We start from the raw sequence: 16,274 nt of genomic DNA, 5'->3' as shown, positions 1-16,274 counted from the left end.
GAGATAATGTTATGGATGCAAACAATAAGCACGAGTTAAAACAAGGCTTATCCAATCGGCATATTCAACTCATCGCACTCGGAGGCGCGATCGGAACAGGGTTATTCTTAGGTCTTTCTCAAACGATTAAATTGGCAGGTCCTTCAATCTTATTGGGATATGCAATTGCAGGAATTATTGCCTTTTTGATTATGCGTCATTTAGGTGAAATGGTTGTTGAAGAGCCAGTAAGTGGTTCTTTTAGTTATTTTGCCAATAAATACTGGGGCAAAATGGCTGGTTTTATGTCTGGCTGGAACTATTGGGTGTTATATGTGCTGGTAAGCATGGCGGAGCTCAGTGCAATTGGAACCTTCATTCAGTTCTGGTGGCCTGAAATTCCGACATGGCTGACTGCTTTATTTTTCTTTATTTTGATTAACGGCATTAACTTGGTCAATGTCCGCTTTTTCGGGGAATCTGAATTCTTATTTTCGTGCATTAAGATTGTTGCAATTTTAAGCATGATTGGTTTTGGTACTTATCTTTTATTCACAGGTTCTGCTGGTCCGCAAGCAGGTATTGCAAATTTATGGCAACACGGTGGTTTCTTCCCGCACGGGATTCACGGTTTTGTCATGGCTTTAGCTGTTATTATGTTTGCATTTGGTGGTCTAGAACTTATTGGTATTGCTGCTGCTGAAACGAAAAAACCTGAAACCACTATTCCAAAAGCAGTGAATCAGATTGTTTATCGTATTTTAATTTTTTATATCGGCGCAATTGGGATCTTACTGTGTCTTTACCCATGGAATATGGTGGCAGAAGGTGGTAGTCCATTTGTAATGATTTTCCAGTCTTTAAACAGTAATGGCGTTGCGAACGTTTTAAACTTTGTTGTTTTGATTGCTGCTATTTCAGTTTATAACAGTTGTATCTATTGTAATAGCCGTATGTTGCATGGTTTAGCAGAGCAGGGCAATGCTCCGGCAATTTTGAAAAAAGTAAATAGCCGTGGTATTCCAGTTCCAGCAGCAGTTGTTTCTGCATCTATTACAGCAATATGTGTGGTTGTGAATTATCTGATTCCTGGTCAAGCTTTTCAGCTCTTTATGATGCTTGTTGTGGCGGCACTTGTTATTAACTGGCTTATGATTTCAGTCACACATTTGAAATTTACTAAAGCAATGAAATTGCAAAAACGTCAAACTAAGTTTCAAAGTATTCTTAGCCCATGGAGTAATTATTTAACCATTAGCTTTGTATGCTTTATTCTTATTATCATGGCAATGACGCCAGATATGAGATTGGCTGTTATTTTAGGCCCCATCTGGCTTGCTGTTTTAGCACTGATGTATTTCTTAAAATATCGTAAAAAAATGGTAGCGATGCCAGAAGTACAATCGAATTAATCCGCTAAATTTACAATGATATTGCGGTTACCTTACATACGGAAGGTAACCCTTTATCTTTTGTCATATTATTTTAATGTTACAAAGAAATTATTATTTATCGCAAAATTTAATAACAGTTTTAGTCATAAAATTATTTTTAGTAGTAAAAGTAAAAATAAACTTAAATTATCGATTTTTAAAATATTTATAATATCTTTTTATTTTATATTTTATGAATATTTAAATTCTATATTTTTAATGAGTGTCATAATACAGACTAATATATAAAGTAAAATACCCACTTGGTTTGAATTAAATATTTGATAATAGATAAAAAATAATAATGTGACAATTAACAATATCGAAATCATTAAAGCGTCATCATACTGTAACTTAATTGTCATATTTTCTATTCACAATGCAGCTATCGAAGAGCGTACAAGCACTCAACAAAAAGTGACGTACAACCTATTGCATTAATGAGAGAGAACAGAATGCGCTTAAATCCACGTCAAATCGCAATTGCGTTAGCAGTAACTGGGGCAGCTGTAACAACGACTGCAAATGCAGCTCGTGATACGATTCAAATTGCTGGTTCTTCAACTGTATTACCATTTGCCAGCGTTGTAGCTGAAGAGTTTGGTAATACATTCCCTCAATTTAAAACTCCTGTAGTTGGTTCTGGCGGTTCTTCTGCTGGTTTAAAACAATTCTGTCAAGGTGTTGGCGATAACACAATCGACGTTGCTAACGCTTCTCGTAAAATTAAAAGTACTGAAATTGAAGCTTGTAACAAAGCTGGTGTAAAACAAATTCAAGAAATCAAAATTGGTTACGACGGTATCGTATTTGCGTCTAACTCACACAAAGCAGCTTATAAATTAAAACCTTACCATGTGTTTGCTGCTTTAGCTGCACAGTTACCTTCAAAAGGTAAATTGGTTCCAAACCCATATACAAACTGGAACCAGATTGATAAATCACTTCCAAACGAACCAATTACACTTGTAATTCCTGCGTCTAACCACGGTACGCGTGAAGTTTTCCAAGAGAAAATGGTTGATGCTGGTTGTGAATCATATGAATACTTCAAGAGCCTAGATAAAGATGCTCAGAAGAAAGCATGTTCTACTTTCCGTAAAGATGGCCGTGTAATTGAAATTGCTGGTGACTACACAGAAACTCTAGCTCGCTTAAAGACTTCTCCAAGTGCAGTAGGCGTGTTTGGTTTAAGTTTCTATGATATGAACCGTGACAAGTTACGTGTAGCAACAGTAAATAACGTTCTTCCATCTGAGAAAACAGTATTGAACGGTACATATCCTGTGTCTCGTCCATTGTTCTTCTATGTGAAAGGCGAACATTTAAAATCAGTTAAAGGCTTACCGCAATATGTAGAATATTTCGTAAGCAAAAAAGCGACAGGTAAAGGTTCTAAAGCTGAACGTGATGGCTTAATCGCAATGTCTGATGCTGAACGTGCAAAAGTTTTGGCTGACTTTAAAGCAGGTAAAACTGTTAAATAAGTTAGTTTGAATAGGGGGCTGGTGATCTTGAGAGTTCATCAGCCTTTTTGTCTAACTTGTTTTTCCAAATTATGACAATTGAGAAAACAGTGGAGAGTACATGAATCTGCTACTTATCGGTGTGTTGTTAGCCCTTGTGGCAATCGCATATCAACTTGGGCTGAGAAAGAGCCGTAGCCTAGCAGGTAAGGGAAGCAACTCGGCGACATTACATTCTCGTCCTGGTTATTATGGTGCACTGGTTGGGCTTTGGTGCGGTATCCCTGCTTTTTTAATTTTGATCATTTGGAGCTTGGTTGAACCAAGTATTTTAAATCATATTATTTTTAATAATATTCCCGCATCGATAAGTGCTTCACTTGATGAAGCGGGAAGAAGCGTATTAGTTGATCGTGTTCAAGCGATTGCTTCAGGTTTTGGGGTAAGTGACAAACCAGCAGCCTATGAGTTAGCTGCTGCTCAACAGTTCGCAAAATTTCAAACCATTGGCTCTTTTGCCAAATTTGCTGTTGTCGTTTGTGCAGCTTTATTAGGTTTAGTGTGGGCAAAGAAAAAAATTAATCAACAATATCGTGCACGTAACCAAGTTGAACGTGCCATTAATGTTGCTTTGATTTTATGTTCTGGCGTTGCGATTTTAACAACCATCGGTATTGTGATGTCGATGTTTGGCGAAGCAATGCACTTCTTCCGTTTTGTAAGTCCGCTTGATTTCTTCTTCGGAACAGAGTGGAACCCTGGCTTTAGTACTTCAGGTAATGTCGAGGGCAGTTATGGTTTATTACCATTGCTCTGGGGCACACTCATGGTCAGCGGTATTGCTTTACTCGTTGCCGTACCAATTGGATTAATGATTGCCATTTATTTAGCTGAATATGCTTCTCCTTGGTTACGCTCATGGGCAAAACCAGCAATTGAAGTTTTAGCTGGTATTCCAACAATTGTTTATGGTGTTTTTGCCATGATGATTATTGGACCATTTTTCAAGACAGCGGGTGCCTATGTTGGTCTTGAAATTAACGCGACCAGTGCTTTAACTGCTGGTTTTGTGATGGGGATTATGATTATTCCGTTTGTTTCTTCTTTATCAGACGACATTATTACCCAAGTACCTCGTGCTTTACGTGACGGTTCTTTAGGACTTGGAGCAACTAAGTCGGAAACAATTCGTCAAGTCGTTTTACCCGCTGCGTTACCGGGCATTACAGGCGCCTTTTTATTAGCTGTCTCGCGTGCCGTAGGGGAAACCATGATTGTGGTTTTGGCAGCCGGGAACAGTCCACTTTTACATGCAAATCCATTTGAAGCTGTTTCGACAGTGACCGTTACAATCGTAAAACAGTTAACTGGTGATACTGACTTTGCCAGCCCACAAGCTTTGGTTGCATTCGCGTTAGGTCTAACACTCTTTGTGATTACCTTATGTCTAAACATTGTCGCACTGTACATTGTGCGTAAATACCGTGAGCAATACGAATGAGTACATCAAATACATCGTCTCCTATGGATCAGAACGTATTTGATCCAAAAGCTGCTGCTGAATCACGTGAACGACGTAAAAAGGTCATCGAAAAATCTTTGGCTAAACGTCATCGTAAAGAAAAAGCTTTTCGTTATGCTGGTTTCTCGGCAGTCGTAATTGGACTTGCATTCGTTGCGCTATTGTTTACCAGTATTTTGGCAAAAGGTTTACCTGCTTTTTGGCAAACAAGTATGACTGTTCCAATTTACTTTGATCCGCAAGTGATTAATGCAGGTCCTGTACCTGTTCGTGGGCAGGGGGAAACACCTGCACATTATCAAGAGCGTTATATCGACTGGCAAACCAAAATGGGTATGGTCGATTGGGATGGTATCATTGTAAATGGAATGATTGCGAAAGATCCTGCACTTGCATCACAGCGTGATTACTTGAGTAGCCTATATGCAAGTTCAGAAGCTTATCGTTTACGTGACATGGTTTTTGCAGACCCATCACTCATTGGTAAAAAAGAAAATCTTAATTTCTTAGGCGATGCGAATGTCGATGTCTGGTTAAAAGGTAATATTGACCGTTCATTGCCAGATGATCAGCAACAACTTGACCCAGAAGTTCGTAAACTTGCAGATGAGCTAAAAGCAAAAGGTATTCTTGAAAATACGTTCAATTTGAACTTGTTTAAGAATCCGGACTCTCGTAGTTCACCAGCAATTAGTGGTCTTGCAGGTGCATTCATGGGTTCATTATTCATGATGCTGATTGTGATCATTATTGCAATTCCGATTGGTGTTGCCAGCGCAATCTATCTTGAAGAGTTTGCTCCAAAAAATATTCTTACAGACATTATTGAAGTCAACATCAATAACCTTGCTGCTGTTCCTTCAATTGTGTTTGGTTTACTCGGTGCGGCAATTTTTATTGGGTGGATGCATTTACCTTTATCTGCTCCGTTAGTAGGTGGTTTGGTCTTAAGTTTGATGACATTACCAACAGTCATTATTACGACACGTGCTTCACTAAAAGCAGTACCACCTTCTATTCGACAAGCTGCACTTGGTTTGGGAGCTTCTAAATTTCAGACTGTTTTCCACCACGTTTTACCATTAGCTTTACCAGGCATTATGACAGGCTCGATTATTGGCGTTGCCCATGCGCTTGGTGAAACTGCACCTTTACTTTTAATTGGAATGAGTGCATTCGTTGCAAGTATTCCAACAACTCCATTTGATCAATCAACTGCTTTACCTGTCCAGGTTTACTTATGGCAAGGTAATGAGTTGCGTAACTTCTTCGAAGGCCGTACTGCCGCTGCGATTATCGTACTACTTGCTTTAATGATTGGGTTAAACAGTCTTGCAATTTGGTTACGTAAAAAGTTCGAAGTGCGTTGGTAATAGAGGATAAATTATGAATACTATTGATATTACGAATTCCTTAGAAAAGGATAAGTTAGTGAACACTGAACAATCTCAATTTACAGATAAATCGCAGAACCATGGCACTTCGTATGTTTCGCATTTTGAACCACACACTTCAAAAAAGCAGAACTCAACCGAAATCAAAATTAGTGCACAAGATGCCCATGTTTATTATGGTGATTTTGAAGCGATTAAGGGTATTGACCTCGATATTTACAAAAACGAAGTTATTGCTTTTATTGGCCCGTCAGGTTGTGGTAAATCGACCTTTCTTCGTACGATAAACCGCATGAATGACACAATTGATGGTTGTCGTGTAACAGGTAAGATTACACTCGATAACCACAATATTTATGATCCAAATCTTGATGTCGTATTATTACGTGCTCAGGTTGGTATGGTATTCCAAAAGCCAAACCCATTCCCTAAAACTATTTTTGATAACGTGGCTTATGGCCCAAAACTTCATGGTCTAGCGCGTGATAAATATGATCTTGAAGAAATTGTTGAAAATAGCTTGCGTAAAGCGGGTTTATGGGACGAAGTGAAAGATCGTTTGAATCAACCGGGTACGGGTTTATCAGGTGGTCAGCAACAACGTTTATGTATTGCACGTACAATTGCAGTTAGTCCAGAAGTCATTTTAATGGATGAGCCGTGTTCTGCACTCGATCCAATTGCAACAGCAAAAATTGAAGAATTGATCTCTGATCTATCAGCGCAATATACAATTGTCATTGTGACTCACTCGATGCAACAAGCAGCGCGTGTTTCTGATCGTACTGCTTATTTCCATTTAGGTGATTTGATTGAAGTCAACTCAACTGAAAAAGTCTTTACGCAGCCTGACCATCAGTTAACAGAAGCCTATATTACTGGACGCTTTGGTTAATTGATAATCAAGAAAAGAAAAAGAGCCATGAGCTCTTTTTTTTATTATATAAATGAAAATGACTCTATTTTGCAAAAACGCTATTGAATTTTAGTCAAAAGGACCACATCTTAAGGCTATAAAAGATAACTTATGAGCTTAGAATTTTATGTTATTCCATTTGCCTAAACTCCCTGCAGAAATACGTGTTAGTCATTTAAATGCACGTGTAAATGAACAGAGAAAAAAAATTGCACAAACAACTGCAAGCCGTTTAGAACTTTTACAATTGGCTCAACAACTTGCTAAAGAAGCTAAAATTCGCCGTAAAAATAATCAGAAAATCTTTGTGTTAGATTTTAAAGGTGATATTCAAGCATCAGCAGTTGAAAACTTACGAGAAGAAATTACCCTCATTTTAGCAACTGCTAAGGCAGGGCGTGATCGTGTTGTCGTTCGCCTTGAAAGCCCTGGAGGCATGGTACATGGTTATGGACTAGCAGCAGCTCAATTGGTGCGTTTACGCGATGCAGGTTTCCATCTGACGATTTGTGTAGACAAAGTGGCAGCAAGTGGCGGCTATATGATGGCATGTATCGCAAATGAAATTATTACAGCACCATTTGCTATTGTTGGTTCAATTGGTGTGGTTGCTCAAGTTCCAAACTTTAACCGACTTTTAAAACAACATAATGTTGATTTTGAACTTTACACGGCAGGGCAGTATAAGCGTACAGTGACGATGTTTGGCGAAAATACACCTGAAGGTAAAGCGAAGTTTGAAGAAGAGCTTCAACAAACGCATGTGTTATTTAAGCACTTTGTTGAAAAGTATCGACCACAGCTTAATGTTGATAAAGTCGCTACAGGCGAACATTGGTATGGTGAAGATGCGCTTAATCTCAACCTAGTTGATAAATTACAAACATCTGATGAGTATCTATTGGCTTTATTAGCACAGCATGATGTCTATGTAATTAACACTCGTAAAAAAGCGACCTTAGGTGAAAAGCTAGGTTTGCAAGCGGCACAGATGGCTGATAGCTTGATTCCCGCTGTAATGAATAAAGTTGTAGATAGTTTGGCAAAAGCTAATTCAACTTTAGTTCAAATGCGTGATACTAGATTTTAATTAACCTAAATTTTTGAACTAAAGAGTACCTAAATGGGTACTCTTTTTTTATGGGGGGTGAAAGAAATTGATTAATATTTGTTTAAGTTTCAATTGTAAAAGTTATAGTTAACTTTTCACTTTTGAGCTTTTGTGATGACAAAAACATGGTCACATATTGATATTCTAATACGCATCTTACATATAACTATTATGCTTGGCTTTATTGGTGCTTACTTTACCGGAAATAATGAAGATCTACACCAAGTCCATATGATGTTTGGTTACGTACTTCTTATTAGTATTACCGTGAGAGTGATCTGGCATTTTTTGAGTCCGCGTATTTCAAGTACAACATCGTTTGGCATTAAAAAGCGAAGTAATATAGCGATAAGGGCGATCAAAAAATCTTTAGTCCATTCAAATTTTAGAAATATTTTTTCTAAAAATTCAATTCATTCAATCAGCATTGCACTTTTTCAAATTTCAATTGTACTTATATTTCTCGTGATTCCCATTGTGGTGGGGCTAGGGTATGCAACTGAGCATGTTAATTTTTCTTTGAAAGACCTACACGAATTTTTTGCAAACTTATTTTTAGCTTTGGTTTTGTTGCATGTTTCAACTCTTATTCTAAATAGCATTTTTGCAAAACATTTTCAGGGCTGGAGTATGCTAAAAATGACGCTATCAGATGCGAAGATTACTAAATTGTCTGCTTTATGCCTTTTGATTTTGATAGGCACTTTTAGCTTTTTTTACTTAAGAATGTAAAATGATGCTCTTAAAATAGGGGGAATTAAGTAAATACTAAAATATGTAATATTTAAGGCTTATATAACTTTTATGAGAAATAGATATTTTAATTAAAAGTCAAAAATAATTATTGATAAATATACTTTTTGAATTGTGATAAACACATGGTTTTGATATTTTAAACAGCAATAAAATAGCTTTTAGATGAATCATTTAAAAAGTTAGACATTTAAAAATATAACTGAAATTCAGGATAGGAAATAATGACAAGAATAATTGTGGCATCCAAAGAGGGTTTGGACGTTCTGCAAAATGGTCAGCTCAATAAAGTGGTTTTAAACCAACCTGCAATCATTCAGATTGGTGTTAGCCAAAAAGACATAGCATCGATGGAAAAGCAGGGTGGAAGTCTTATCATCCATTTAAAAAATGGAGAAACCCTTGTTTTAGAAAATTTCTTTAATGAAGCAACAAACACAACAGAACATTCGCTTGTTTTTCCGACTGAACAAGGAAAATTTGTTGAAGCACAATTCGATGCACAAGGTAAGGTTATAGACTATAGAGGTCTAGACCATGTCACAGATTTAGCCTATACAAGTACTAGTCAGCCAGCTTCAACCATGGCAGTTGATGATTCTCCAAATTTTTCGATGGGTAATGTGTTAAAAGCAGGCTTAGCAGTTTTAGCCGCTGAAGGTTTATACCTTTGGGCTTTTGATAAAGATGATAAAGATGACTCATCATCGGCGCCAGATTTAATTGCACCTAATCAACCCACAGCTACTCTGGCTGATGATACTGTTACGGTCAGTGGTAAAGCAGAGGCCAATGCAAAGATCTATATTCAAGATGCAAAAGGACAGGTTCTTGCTTCGGGTACTGTCGATAGCAATGGTAATTTTACTATTAAACTTGATAAGCCATTGGTAAACGGTGAAAAAGTAGCTGTTATTGCTCAAGATGCTGCTGGAAATAACTCTAAAGCCACCGTTGTTACTGGTACCAAAGACACAATTGCTCCAGATGCTCCTCAGGCTCAATTAAATGAAGATGGTTCGATCTTAGAGGGTAAAACTGAAGCGAATGCTACTGTAAATGTCTATGATGCTAGCGGAAAATTATTAGGTACTGTAAAAGCAAATTCAGATGGAATTTTTTCTTTAAAGCTAACTCCTCCTTTGACAAGTGAAGCCGGTGGTAAAGTCATTGCTCAGGACGCTGCTGGAAATAAATCCGAAGCGACTCTCATCTTTGCTGGGAAAGATACTATTCCTCCAGAGACTCCTTTAGTTGAAGTCAATAAAGAAGGAACAGTGGTTGAAGGAAAAGCTGAAGCTAATGCGAAAGTTCAGATAAAAGATGCTGATGGTAAAGTCATTGGAACAGGTACGGCAAATGCGCAAGGTGAATTTCAAATTACGCTTTCTTCGGCCTTAAAAGAATCGCAAAAGGCGACAATCATTGTTGAAGATGCAGCGGGTAATAAATCTAAGCCTTTAGAGGTTACCCCTGGCTATGACACCATAGCGCCAGATAAACCCACAGCTCAAGTCAATGCAGAAGGAACTTCTGTTACTGGTACCGCCGAAGCCAATGCAAAAATAGAAATCAAAAATTCAGCAGATAAGATTATTGGTACTGGAACAGCAGATGCGAATGGAAAATTTACAATCACTATTTCTCCTGCTTTAACCGATAGCTTGAAAGGTTCTGTAATAGCAACAGACAGTGCAGGAAATAAATCTGTTGCGCTGGAGATTGTTGGTAGTGATAAAGATACGATTCCACCAGCTAAGCCTGTTTTAAAAAGTTTAGATGATGATGTGGGGGCTTTAAAGGGAGCAATTACAGCTGGTTCTGAAACCGATGATGCTAAACCAAAATTTACTGTTCAAGTTGAATCCAATGCGACTTTGACTATTTATGATAACGGAGTCGCAATTTCGATTATTAAAATAGGTGATTTAGGTACGAGTAAGACTTGGTCATTTACACTTGATAAAGATTTAGCCCTCGGTAAACATACCATTACTTTAATTCAAACTGATGCAGCAGGTCTTACCAGTGAAGTCAGTTCACCATTCACCTTTTATGTAGTCGCACCAAAAGTGGCGGCTAGTGAAGTTATGAGTAGTGATACACATGAAGTTGTTCCTTCTGTGGCGGACAGTGTTGGTTTGAGTACTTTAAAATTCGCGCAAAATGCAACAAGCGAAACGAACCATCAACAGCAAAAATCTGTGTCCTTAGATGATTTATTAAAAAGTTCTTCAACAGATACTTCTGACCCGATCGCAAAGCTTTTATCTTCAACAGAGTCTAAACCAGTGGTGCATGAACATAGTGATGTAAGCAACACCACTAGTGATGTCACAACTAATCTGGATCAACTTCTACCAAACACAGCTACTTCAATTTTGCCAAATCTTTTAGATCAGACTTATCCGGTAGTCTAAAGAACCTTTAAAAAAGCGCTCATTGAGCGCTTTTTTTATTTATGACTATGTGTTTAGGTGTTTTTATAAGAGCCGCAAGTCCATAGAGAATTGCACCAATTGTTGCTAATAGTATATCTTTATGGGCATCCCACATGTCGCCTTGTTGACCATTATAATTCTCAGCTTGCTCTGGTGATAAACCAATGGCAATTGCCCATTCAATGAGTTCATAAAAAACACTAGATGCCATCACGAACTGGACCACAAGTAAAAACAGAGTGAAAGGCCGCGCTGTAGGTAACCAAACCTGAAAAACTCGATAAATAAGAGGGTAGAGTAAAACCCCATAGGCCAGATGAACTAAACGATCATACATGTTACGGGTCCAACCCATGTATTGATCTAGATTAAAATGGAATATGTGTTGAATCCAGTCATTGTAAGGCACGTATGAGTACAAATAGTGCGCACCAATAATATGGATGAGCAAAAAACCTAAATAGAAAGTAAAACTTAAAAAATCGAGACCAATCTTTTTAAAAATAATAAATAGGATAACTAGCATAAAGACTGTACCCATCTGATGAAGTAAATAAGCTTCAAATTCAAGAGGCTGAATACCAGATAGTATAATGGCAATCAAAATAAGGCTAAGAGCAATATAGTGTTTAAGTTTGAATTGTTTTTCGATCATTTTATGAAGACTTTATTGTGATTTATATCAGTGTAATAAAAAAGCGAAGCCTAAGCTCCGCTTTTTATAAATTTTTTAATTAGATTTTGCTAATTAAATCGTTAATTTGTTTAGCTTGTTCAGCTGCATTACCTGTGTAAGTTGCAGGAGTAAGTTCAGCTAAACGTGCACGCTCTTCGCTTGGCACTTGAGAAAGTTCATCACCATTTACGAAGTTAACCATCATGTCGCGAGTCATGGCTTGACCACGAGTTAATGCTTTTAATTTTTCATATGGCTTTTCAACGTTATAACGACGCATAACGGTTTGAATTGGCTCTGCTAACACTTCTTGAGCTTGATCAAGATCTTCAAGTAAGCGGTTTGCATTGAGTTCAAGTTTACCGATACCTTTTAAACAAGCATCAAAAGCAATTAAACTCTGTGCAAAACCAACACCCATATTACGAAGTACAGTCGAGTCAGTTAAGTCACGCTGCCAGCGAGAAATTGGTAATTTTTCACCTAAGTGTGCTAATACGGCATTCGCAATACCTAAGTTACCTTCAGAGTTTTCAAAGTCAATTGGGTTAACTTTGTGTGGCATAGTTGAAGAACCAACTTCACCGTCTTTTAATCTTTGTTTGAAGTAACCTAAAGAAATGTAACCCCATACGTCACGGTTAAAATCGATTAAAATTGTGTTGAAACGACGTAACGCATCAAACAACTCTGCCATGTAGTCATGCGGTTCGATTTGTGTAGTGTACGGGTTGAATGCTAAACCTAAAGATTCAACAAAAGCTTGAGCATGCGCAGCCCAGTCAACATCTGGATAAGCAGAAAGGTGAGCATTGTAGTTACCTACAGCGCCGTTGATTTTGCCTAGTAGCTCAACATTTTCAAATTGTTTGATTTGGCGAGCTAAACGGTATGCCACGTTCGCCATTTCTTTACCCAAAGTGGTTGGGCTTGCAGTTTGACCGTGTGTACGTGACAACATTGGTTGTTCAGCGTGAGTTGTTGCCAAAGCAGAGATCGCATTTAAAATTTGCTTCATGCTTGATACTAAAACTTCGCGGCCGTTTTTAAGCATGAGTGCATGAGACAAGTTATTGATGTCTTCTGAAGTACATGCAAAGTGAATGAACTCACCCGCATTTTGTAATTCAGTAATACCTGCGATTTTCTCTTTTAAGAAATACTCAACAGCTTTTACATCATGGTTAGTTGTGCGTTCAATTTCTTTAATGCGGTTAGCATCTTCTTTAGAAAAATTGCTAACAATTGCATCTAAAGCTGCATTTGTTTCATTTGAAAAAGGAGCAACTTCAACAATTTCCGGACGGTTAGAAAGCGCTTGTAACCAACGCACTTCTACAGTGACACGAGCATGAATTAAACCAAACTCAGAAAGAAAAGGGCGTAGCGCATCACATTTGCTGGCATAACGTCCATCTAATGGTGATAGTGCGGTTAAAGCGTTCATAAAGATTCCTTAATGTTGGAATAAACATAAAACTAAAAATAATCTCTTTACAGTCAGATAACTTGGTACTGTAAACGAGCAAGTGCTTGAATATCTTGTAGCAATTTACGTTTGCTAAAAATCATGTTCCACGAACTACCACCGAGTTGTCGCCATAAATGGGCCATTTGCAAGCCTGTAAACAGACAAGCGCGGATGCGGTTAGTATGGTTGGTATCTTTAAATGCTTCTGCATTACCACGAACAAGAATGCGAGGGTTAATCTGCCCAGCCGTATCAACATAGGTTTGAGCCAAATTGGCTAAAATGCTTGGGTGTAAATAATTATTATCAAAAAAAGAAAGCTGTTTTAAAATCTTTTGCTGCGCTTTTTCAATGATTGCGACGTATTCAGGGTTGCTGTAGACCTTCTTTTCTAATTGTAAAAGTGACATCGCATAGGACATTGGAAGCTTGGCCGTGCCCATTTTTGGAAGGCGAGATTTAGGCATATTTGTAAAAGGTTGAGTAATACAATTTTCGAGTGTTTTAAGCCCTAAAGAAATATCTGCCAACTGATTAAAAAAATCTAATGTTTGAACACCATTGTTGACTGTAGGGCGAATATTTAAACTCGCTTTGATTAACAGCTCAAAATAGAAGTTACCACTTTCACCAATACTCTGCTGACCCGTTAAAGCTGTCATGTGCGTGAGCTGGGTAGCTTGAAATACCCCAGCCAAGGCAAGGGCACGGTTTTGGCGAACATTCAAGGCTTGTGATTGTTGAAATGGTAACTCCACCATGTCATTCATTCCCTTAAATAAAATTTGGTGTAGGGGCATTTGTATGGTGAATGACACCCCCGCCTAAGCAAACTTCATCTGAATAAAATACAACGCTTTGACCCGGTGTAACAGCACGCTGAGGTTCATCAAACTCAACTCGTACACCGTGTTCACTATTTTCATCAATAAAAATGGTACATGCCTGATCAGGTTGGCGATAGCGTGTTTTAGCCGTACAGCGTAAACCTTCAACTGGAATATTCTGTTCACCCGCCACCCAGTCAATTGACTCACTCCAAAGCTGTGTGCTTTGCATGAGTGGGTGTTCATGTCCCTGACCAACAACTAGGCGGTTATTGGCAATATCTTTGTGTAGTACGAACCATGCACCTTCAGCTGCACCTTTCAAACCACCTAGACCAATTCCGCCACGTTGACCGAGCGTATAGTACATCAGACCGTGATGTTCACCAACTTCTTTACCTGTATCAAGTACAATTTTTCCAGGTTGAGCGGGCAAATATTGTTTAAGGAAGTCATTAAATCGACGTTCGCCAATAAAACAGATCCCAGTAGAGTCTTTTTTCTTGGCTGTAGCGAGATCAAGTTCTTCAGCAATTCTACGGACTTCTGGCTTTTCGATCTCACCGACTGGAAATAGGGTTTTGTTAATTTCTTTACCATGAACAGCATGCAAGAAATAAGTTTGGTCTTTGTTATTGTCTACACCACGTAATAATGGTGCGTATGCTTCGCCTTTCGAGTTATATGCGGTTTCACCACGACGTGCGTAATGACCAGTCGCGATAAAGTCTGCACCTAAAGTCATGGCATGATCTAAAAATGCACGGAACTTAATTTCTTTATTGCATAAAATATCTGGGTTTGGCGTGCGTCCAGCTGCATATTCAGCTAAGAAAAGTTCAAACACCCGATCCCAATATTCCATAGCAAAGTTTGCTGTGTGTAGCTTAATGCCTATTTTATCGGCTACTGCTTGAGCATCGGCTAAATCTTCCATTGCCGTACAGTATTCCGTGCCGTCGTCTTCCTCCCAGTTCTTCATGAAAAGACCTTCAACTTGATATCCTTGTTGAAGTAAAAGTGCTGCAGAAACAGAAGAGTCTACACCACCAGACATACCGACGATGACACGTTGTTGCATAGGACTAGGCATCCAAATGAGAAGTTAATGAGGGAGAGAAAGGGTGCTCATAAATAAGCGATAAAGGATAATGGTAGCCTTTCATGGCATCTTCAACTGCTTTTAGTACGAGCGGACTACGAGCACGAGCAGATTCTTTGAGCTCATCTGGTGTCATCCACACAGCAGCTACAATATCTGTATCGAGTTGAGGATTGCTTTCAATCTGAGTCACATGTGCTAGAAAACAGAAGCGGTAATAGGTACGATCCGGAAACATGGGCGGGGTATAAGTATAAATACCGAGCAAGGCATCAATTTCAACATGATGACCCGTTTCTTCAAGTGTTTCACGAATGGCTGCTTGTGTTAATGACTCACCACATTCTACATGACCAGCAGGTTGGTTAAATACGGTGTGTACAAAACCTTCGCTATGCTCTTCAACAAATAGATAGCGTCCGTCTTTTTCTACGACTGTAGCAACAGTGACATGAGGAGTCCATGCGGTCATAAAAAAGCACCATGATTTAAAAGACGTATAATACGAAATTTAGGGGTTTTTGGCTACGGTGATCTGCTAAACGATATGAGCAATACTACAAAACCATATCGTTTAAAAAATCAGAATTTTATTGCTGATATTTCATAGAGCTAATTAATCTTGTTCTGCTTGAGCCGCTTTATGATTATTTTGTACTTTCACATAATGTCTTGCCGAATAGGGAAGAAATGCTAATTCTTTTTCGGTAAGAGGGCGTACTTGCTGTACAGGGCTTCCTACATACAGATAACCACTTTTTAAGACTTTACGCGGTGGAACCAAACTTCCCGCGCCAATCATCACATCATCCTCAATAATCACGTCATCTAGAACAACGGTATTGATCCCGATTAAAACACGGTTACCGATGGTGCAACCATGCAAAGTGACATGATGTCCAACCGTCACATCTTCACCAATAATGAGAGGTGAGCCATTAGGTTTTGCATCATTTTTGTGGCTAACGTGCAACATACAATGATCTTGTACGTTACTGTTTTTACCAATTTGAATACTATTTACATCACCACGAATCACAGCAAAGGGCCAGACAGAAACATTTTCAGCTAAGCTCACTTCACCGACTACAACGGCCATGTCATCGATATAACAGGTTGTATCAACTTGAGGACGATGTTCAAGATAAGGACGGATGTTCTTTGCCATGAGAGGTATCAACAT

At 38.5% G+C, this 16,274-nt stretch carries 14 protein-coding genes; 8 read left to right on the top strand and 6 right to left on the bottom strand.

Annotated elements, in window-relative coordinates:
- The first annotated feature begins 11 nt into the window (after positions 1–11).
- The 8 genes from ACINWC141_RS17425 (at position 12) to blp2 (ending at position 10,994) form a co-directional block, all read left to right on the top strand.
- Positions 12–1,391, top strand: coding sequence for an amino acid permease (locus ACINWC141_RS17425; RefSeq protein ID WP_009393651.1), 1,380 nt, complete (start codon positions 12–14; stop codon positions 1,389–1,391).
- Positions 1,392–1,867: 476 nt separating this feature from the next.
- Positions 1,868–2,899: a substrate-binding domain-containing protein gene (locus ACINWC141_RS17420; RefSeq protein WP_009393506.1), complete on the top strand. Its 1,032-nt coding sequence runs from the start codon at positions 1,868–1,870 to the stop codon at positions 2,897–2,899.
- Between the two features lie 100 nt (positions 2,900–2,999).
- Positions 3,000–4,379 carry a phosphate ABC transporter permease subunit PstC gene (gene pstC, locus ACINWC141_RS17415; protein WP_009393725.1) on the top strand — a complete coding sequence of 460 codons (1,380 nt, stop codon included), beginning with the start codon at positions 3,000–3,002 and terminating at the stop codon, positions 4,377–4,379.
- A complete protein-coding gene (pstA, locus tag ACINWC141_RS17410; protein WP_034679048.1) occupies positions 4,376–5,773 on the top strand; it encodes a phosphate ABC transporter permease PstA in 1,398 nt (465 codons plus the stop codon). Before pstC ends, pstA begins: the two co-directional genes overlap by 4 nt.
- A 13-nt stretch (positions 5,774–5,786) precedes the next feature.
- Complete coding sequence (pstB, locus tag ACINWC141_RS17405) at positions 5,787–6,689, top strand: phosphate ABC transporter ATP-binding protein PstB (protein ID WP_009393441.1); 903 nt, start codon at positions 5,787–5,789, stop codon at positions 6,687–6,689.
- Positions 6,690–6,837: 148 nt separating this feature from the next.
- Positions 6,838–7,800 (top strand): protease SohB, encoded by a 963-nt coding sequence (gene sohB, locus ACINWC141_RS17400; RefSeq protein ID WP_009393626.1) that lies wholly within the window; start codon positions 6,838–6,840, stop codon positions 7,798–7,800.
- A 135-nt stretch (positions 7,801–7,935) separates the two neighbouring features.
- Complete coding sequence (locus ACINWC141_RS17395; RefSeq protein WP_009393566.1) at positions 7,936–8,553, top strand: cytochrome b/b6 domain-containing protein; 618 nt, start codon at positions 7,936–7,938, stop codon at positions 8,551–8,553.
- Between the two features lie 245 nt (positions 8,554–8,798).
- Positions 8,799–10,994, top strand: a complete 2,196-nt coding sequence (gene blp2, locus ACINWC141_RS17390) for an Ig-like repeat protein Blp2 (protein ID WP_034679046.1) — start codon at positions 8,799–8,801, stop codon at positions 10,992–10,994.
- Positions 10,995–11,013: 19 nt separating this feature from the next.
- Here the strand turns inward: blp2 and ACINWC141_RS17385 are convergent, their stop codons facing one another.
- The 6 genes from ACINWC141_RS17385 to ACINWC141_RS17360 all read right to left on the bottom strand — a co-directional run bounded on the left by ACINWC141_RS17385 (position 11,014) and on the right by ACINWC141_RS17360 (position 16,259).
- Entirely contained in the window at positions 11,014–11,670 is a 657-nt protein-coding gene (locus ACINWC141_RS17385; RefSeq protein WP_009393499.1) for a DUF2238 domain-containing protein, read from the bottom strand.
- 79 nt (positions 11,671–11,749) lie between these two features.
- Positions 11,750–13,138 (bottom strand): adenylosuccinate lyase, encoded by a 1,389-nt coding sequence (purB, locus tag ACINWC141_RS17380; protein ID WP_009393663.1) that lies wholly within the window; start codon positions 13,136–13,138, stop codon positions 11,750–11,752.
- 53 nt (positions 13,139–13,191) lie between these two features.
- Positions 13,192–13,923, bottom strand: a complete 732-nt coding sequence (gene hflD / locus ACINWC141_RS17375; protein ID WP_004643577.1) for a high frequency lysogenization protein HflD — start codon at positions 13,921–13,923, stop codon at positions 13,192–13,194.
- Positions 13,924–13,936: 13 nt separating this feature from the next.
- Positions 13,937–15,070: a tRNA 2-thiouridine(34) synthase MnmA gene (gene mnmA, locus ACINWC141_RS17370; RefSeq protein ID WP_009393647.1), complete on the bottom strand. Its 1,134-nt coding sequence runs from the start codon at positions 15,068–15,070 to the stop codon at positions 13,937–13,939.
- 4 nt (positions 15,071–15,074) lie between these two features.
- Entirely contained in the window at positions 15,075–15,563 is a 489-nt protein-coding gene (locus ACINWC141_RS17365; protein ID WP_009393640.1) for an NUDIX hydrolase, read from the bottom strand.
- A 144-nt stretch (positions 15,564–15,707) separates the two neighbouring features.
- Entirely contained in the window at positions 15,708–16,259 is a 552-nt protein-coding gene (locus ACINWC141_RS17360; RefSeq protein ID WP_009393468.1) for a gamma carbonic anhydrase family protein, read from the bottom strand.
- Positions 16,260–16,274: the final 15 nt, after the last annotated feature.

The organism is Acinetobacter sp. WC-141, from assembly GCF_000313935.1.
In the GTDB taxonomy this organism is placed as follows: Bacteria; Pseudomonadota; Gammaproteobacteria; order Pseudomonadales; family Moraxellaceae; genus Acinetobacter.
The sequence above is the reverse complement of the archived record's forward strand: the minus strand, read 5'-3'. Positions and strand labels throughout refer to the sequence as shown.

Excerpts from the sequence above, each read along its gene's own strand:
- ACINWC141_RS17425 (WP_009393651.1), top strand. The coding sequence starts at position 12 with ATGGATGCAAACAATAAGCACGAGTTAAAACAAGGCTTATCCAATCGG.
- ACINWC141_RS17420 (WP_009393506.1), top strand. The coding sequence starts at position 1,868 with ATGCGCTTAAATCCACGTCAAATCGCAATTGCGTTAGCAGTAACTGGG.
- pstC (WP_009393725.1), top strand. The coding sequence starts at position 3,000 with ATGAATCTGCTACTTATCGGTGTGTTGTTAGCCCTTGTGGCAATCGCA.
- pstA (WP_034679048.1), top strand. The coding sequence starts at position 4,376 with ATGAGTACATCAAATACATCGTCTCCTATGGATCAGAACGTATTTGAT.
- pstB (WP_009393441.1), top strand. The coding sequence starts at position 5,787 with ATGAATACTATTGATATTACGAATTCCTTAGAAAAGGATAAGTTAGTG.
- sohB (WP_009393626.1), top strand. The coding sequence starts at position 6,838 with ATGTTATTCCATTTGCCTAAACTCCCTGCAGAAATACGTGTTAGTCAT.
- ACINWC141_RS17395 (WP_009393566.1), top strand. The coding sequence starts at position 7,936 with ATGACAAAAACATGGTCACATATTGATATTCTAATACGCATCTTACAT.
- blp2 (WP_034679046.1), top strand. The coding sequence starts at position 8,799 with ATGACAAGAATAATTGTGGCATCCAAAGAGGGTTTGGACGTTCTGCAA.
- ACINWC141_RS17385 (WP_009393499.1), bottom strand. The coding sequence starts at position 11,670 with ATGATCGAAAAACAATTCAAACTTAAACACTATATTGCTCTTAGCCTT.
- purB (WP_009393663.1), bottom strand. The coding sequence starts at position 13,138 with ATGAACGCTTTAACCGCACTATCACCATTAGATGGACGTTATGCCAGC.
- hflD (WP_004643577.1), bottom strand. The coding sequence starts at position 13,923 with ATGGTGGAGTTACCATTTCAACAATCACAAGCCTTGAATGTTCGCCAA.
- mnmA (WP_009393647.1), bottom strand. The coding sequence starts at position 15,070 with ATGCAACAACGTGTCATCGTCGGTATGTCTGGTGGTGTAGACTCTTCT.
- ACINWC141_RS17365 (WP_009393640.1), bottom strand. The coding sequence starts at position 15,563 with ATGACCGCATGGACTCCTCATGTCACTGTTGCTACAGTCGTAGAAAAA.
- ACINWC141_RS17360 (WP_009393468.1), bottom strand. The coding sequence starts at position 16,259 with ATGGCAAAGAACATCCGTCCTTATCTTGAACATCGTCCTCAAGTTGAT.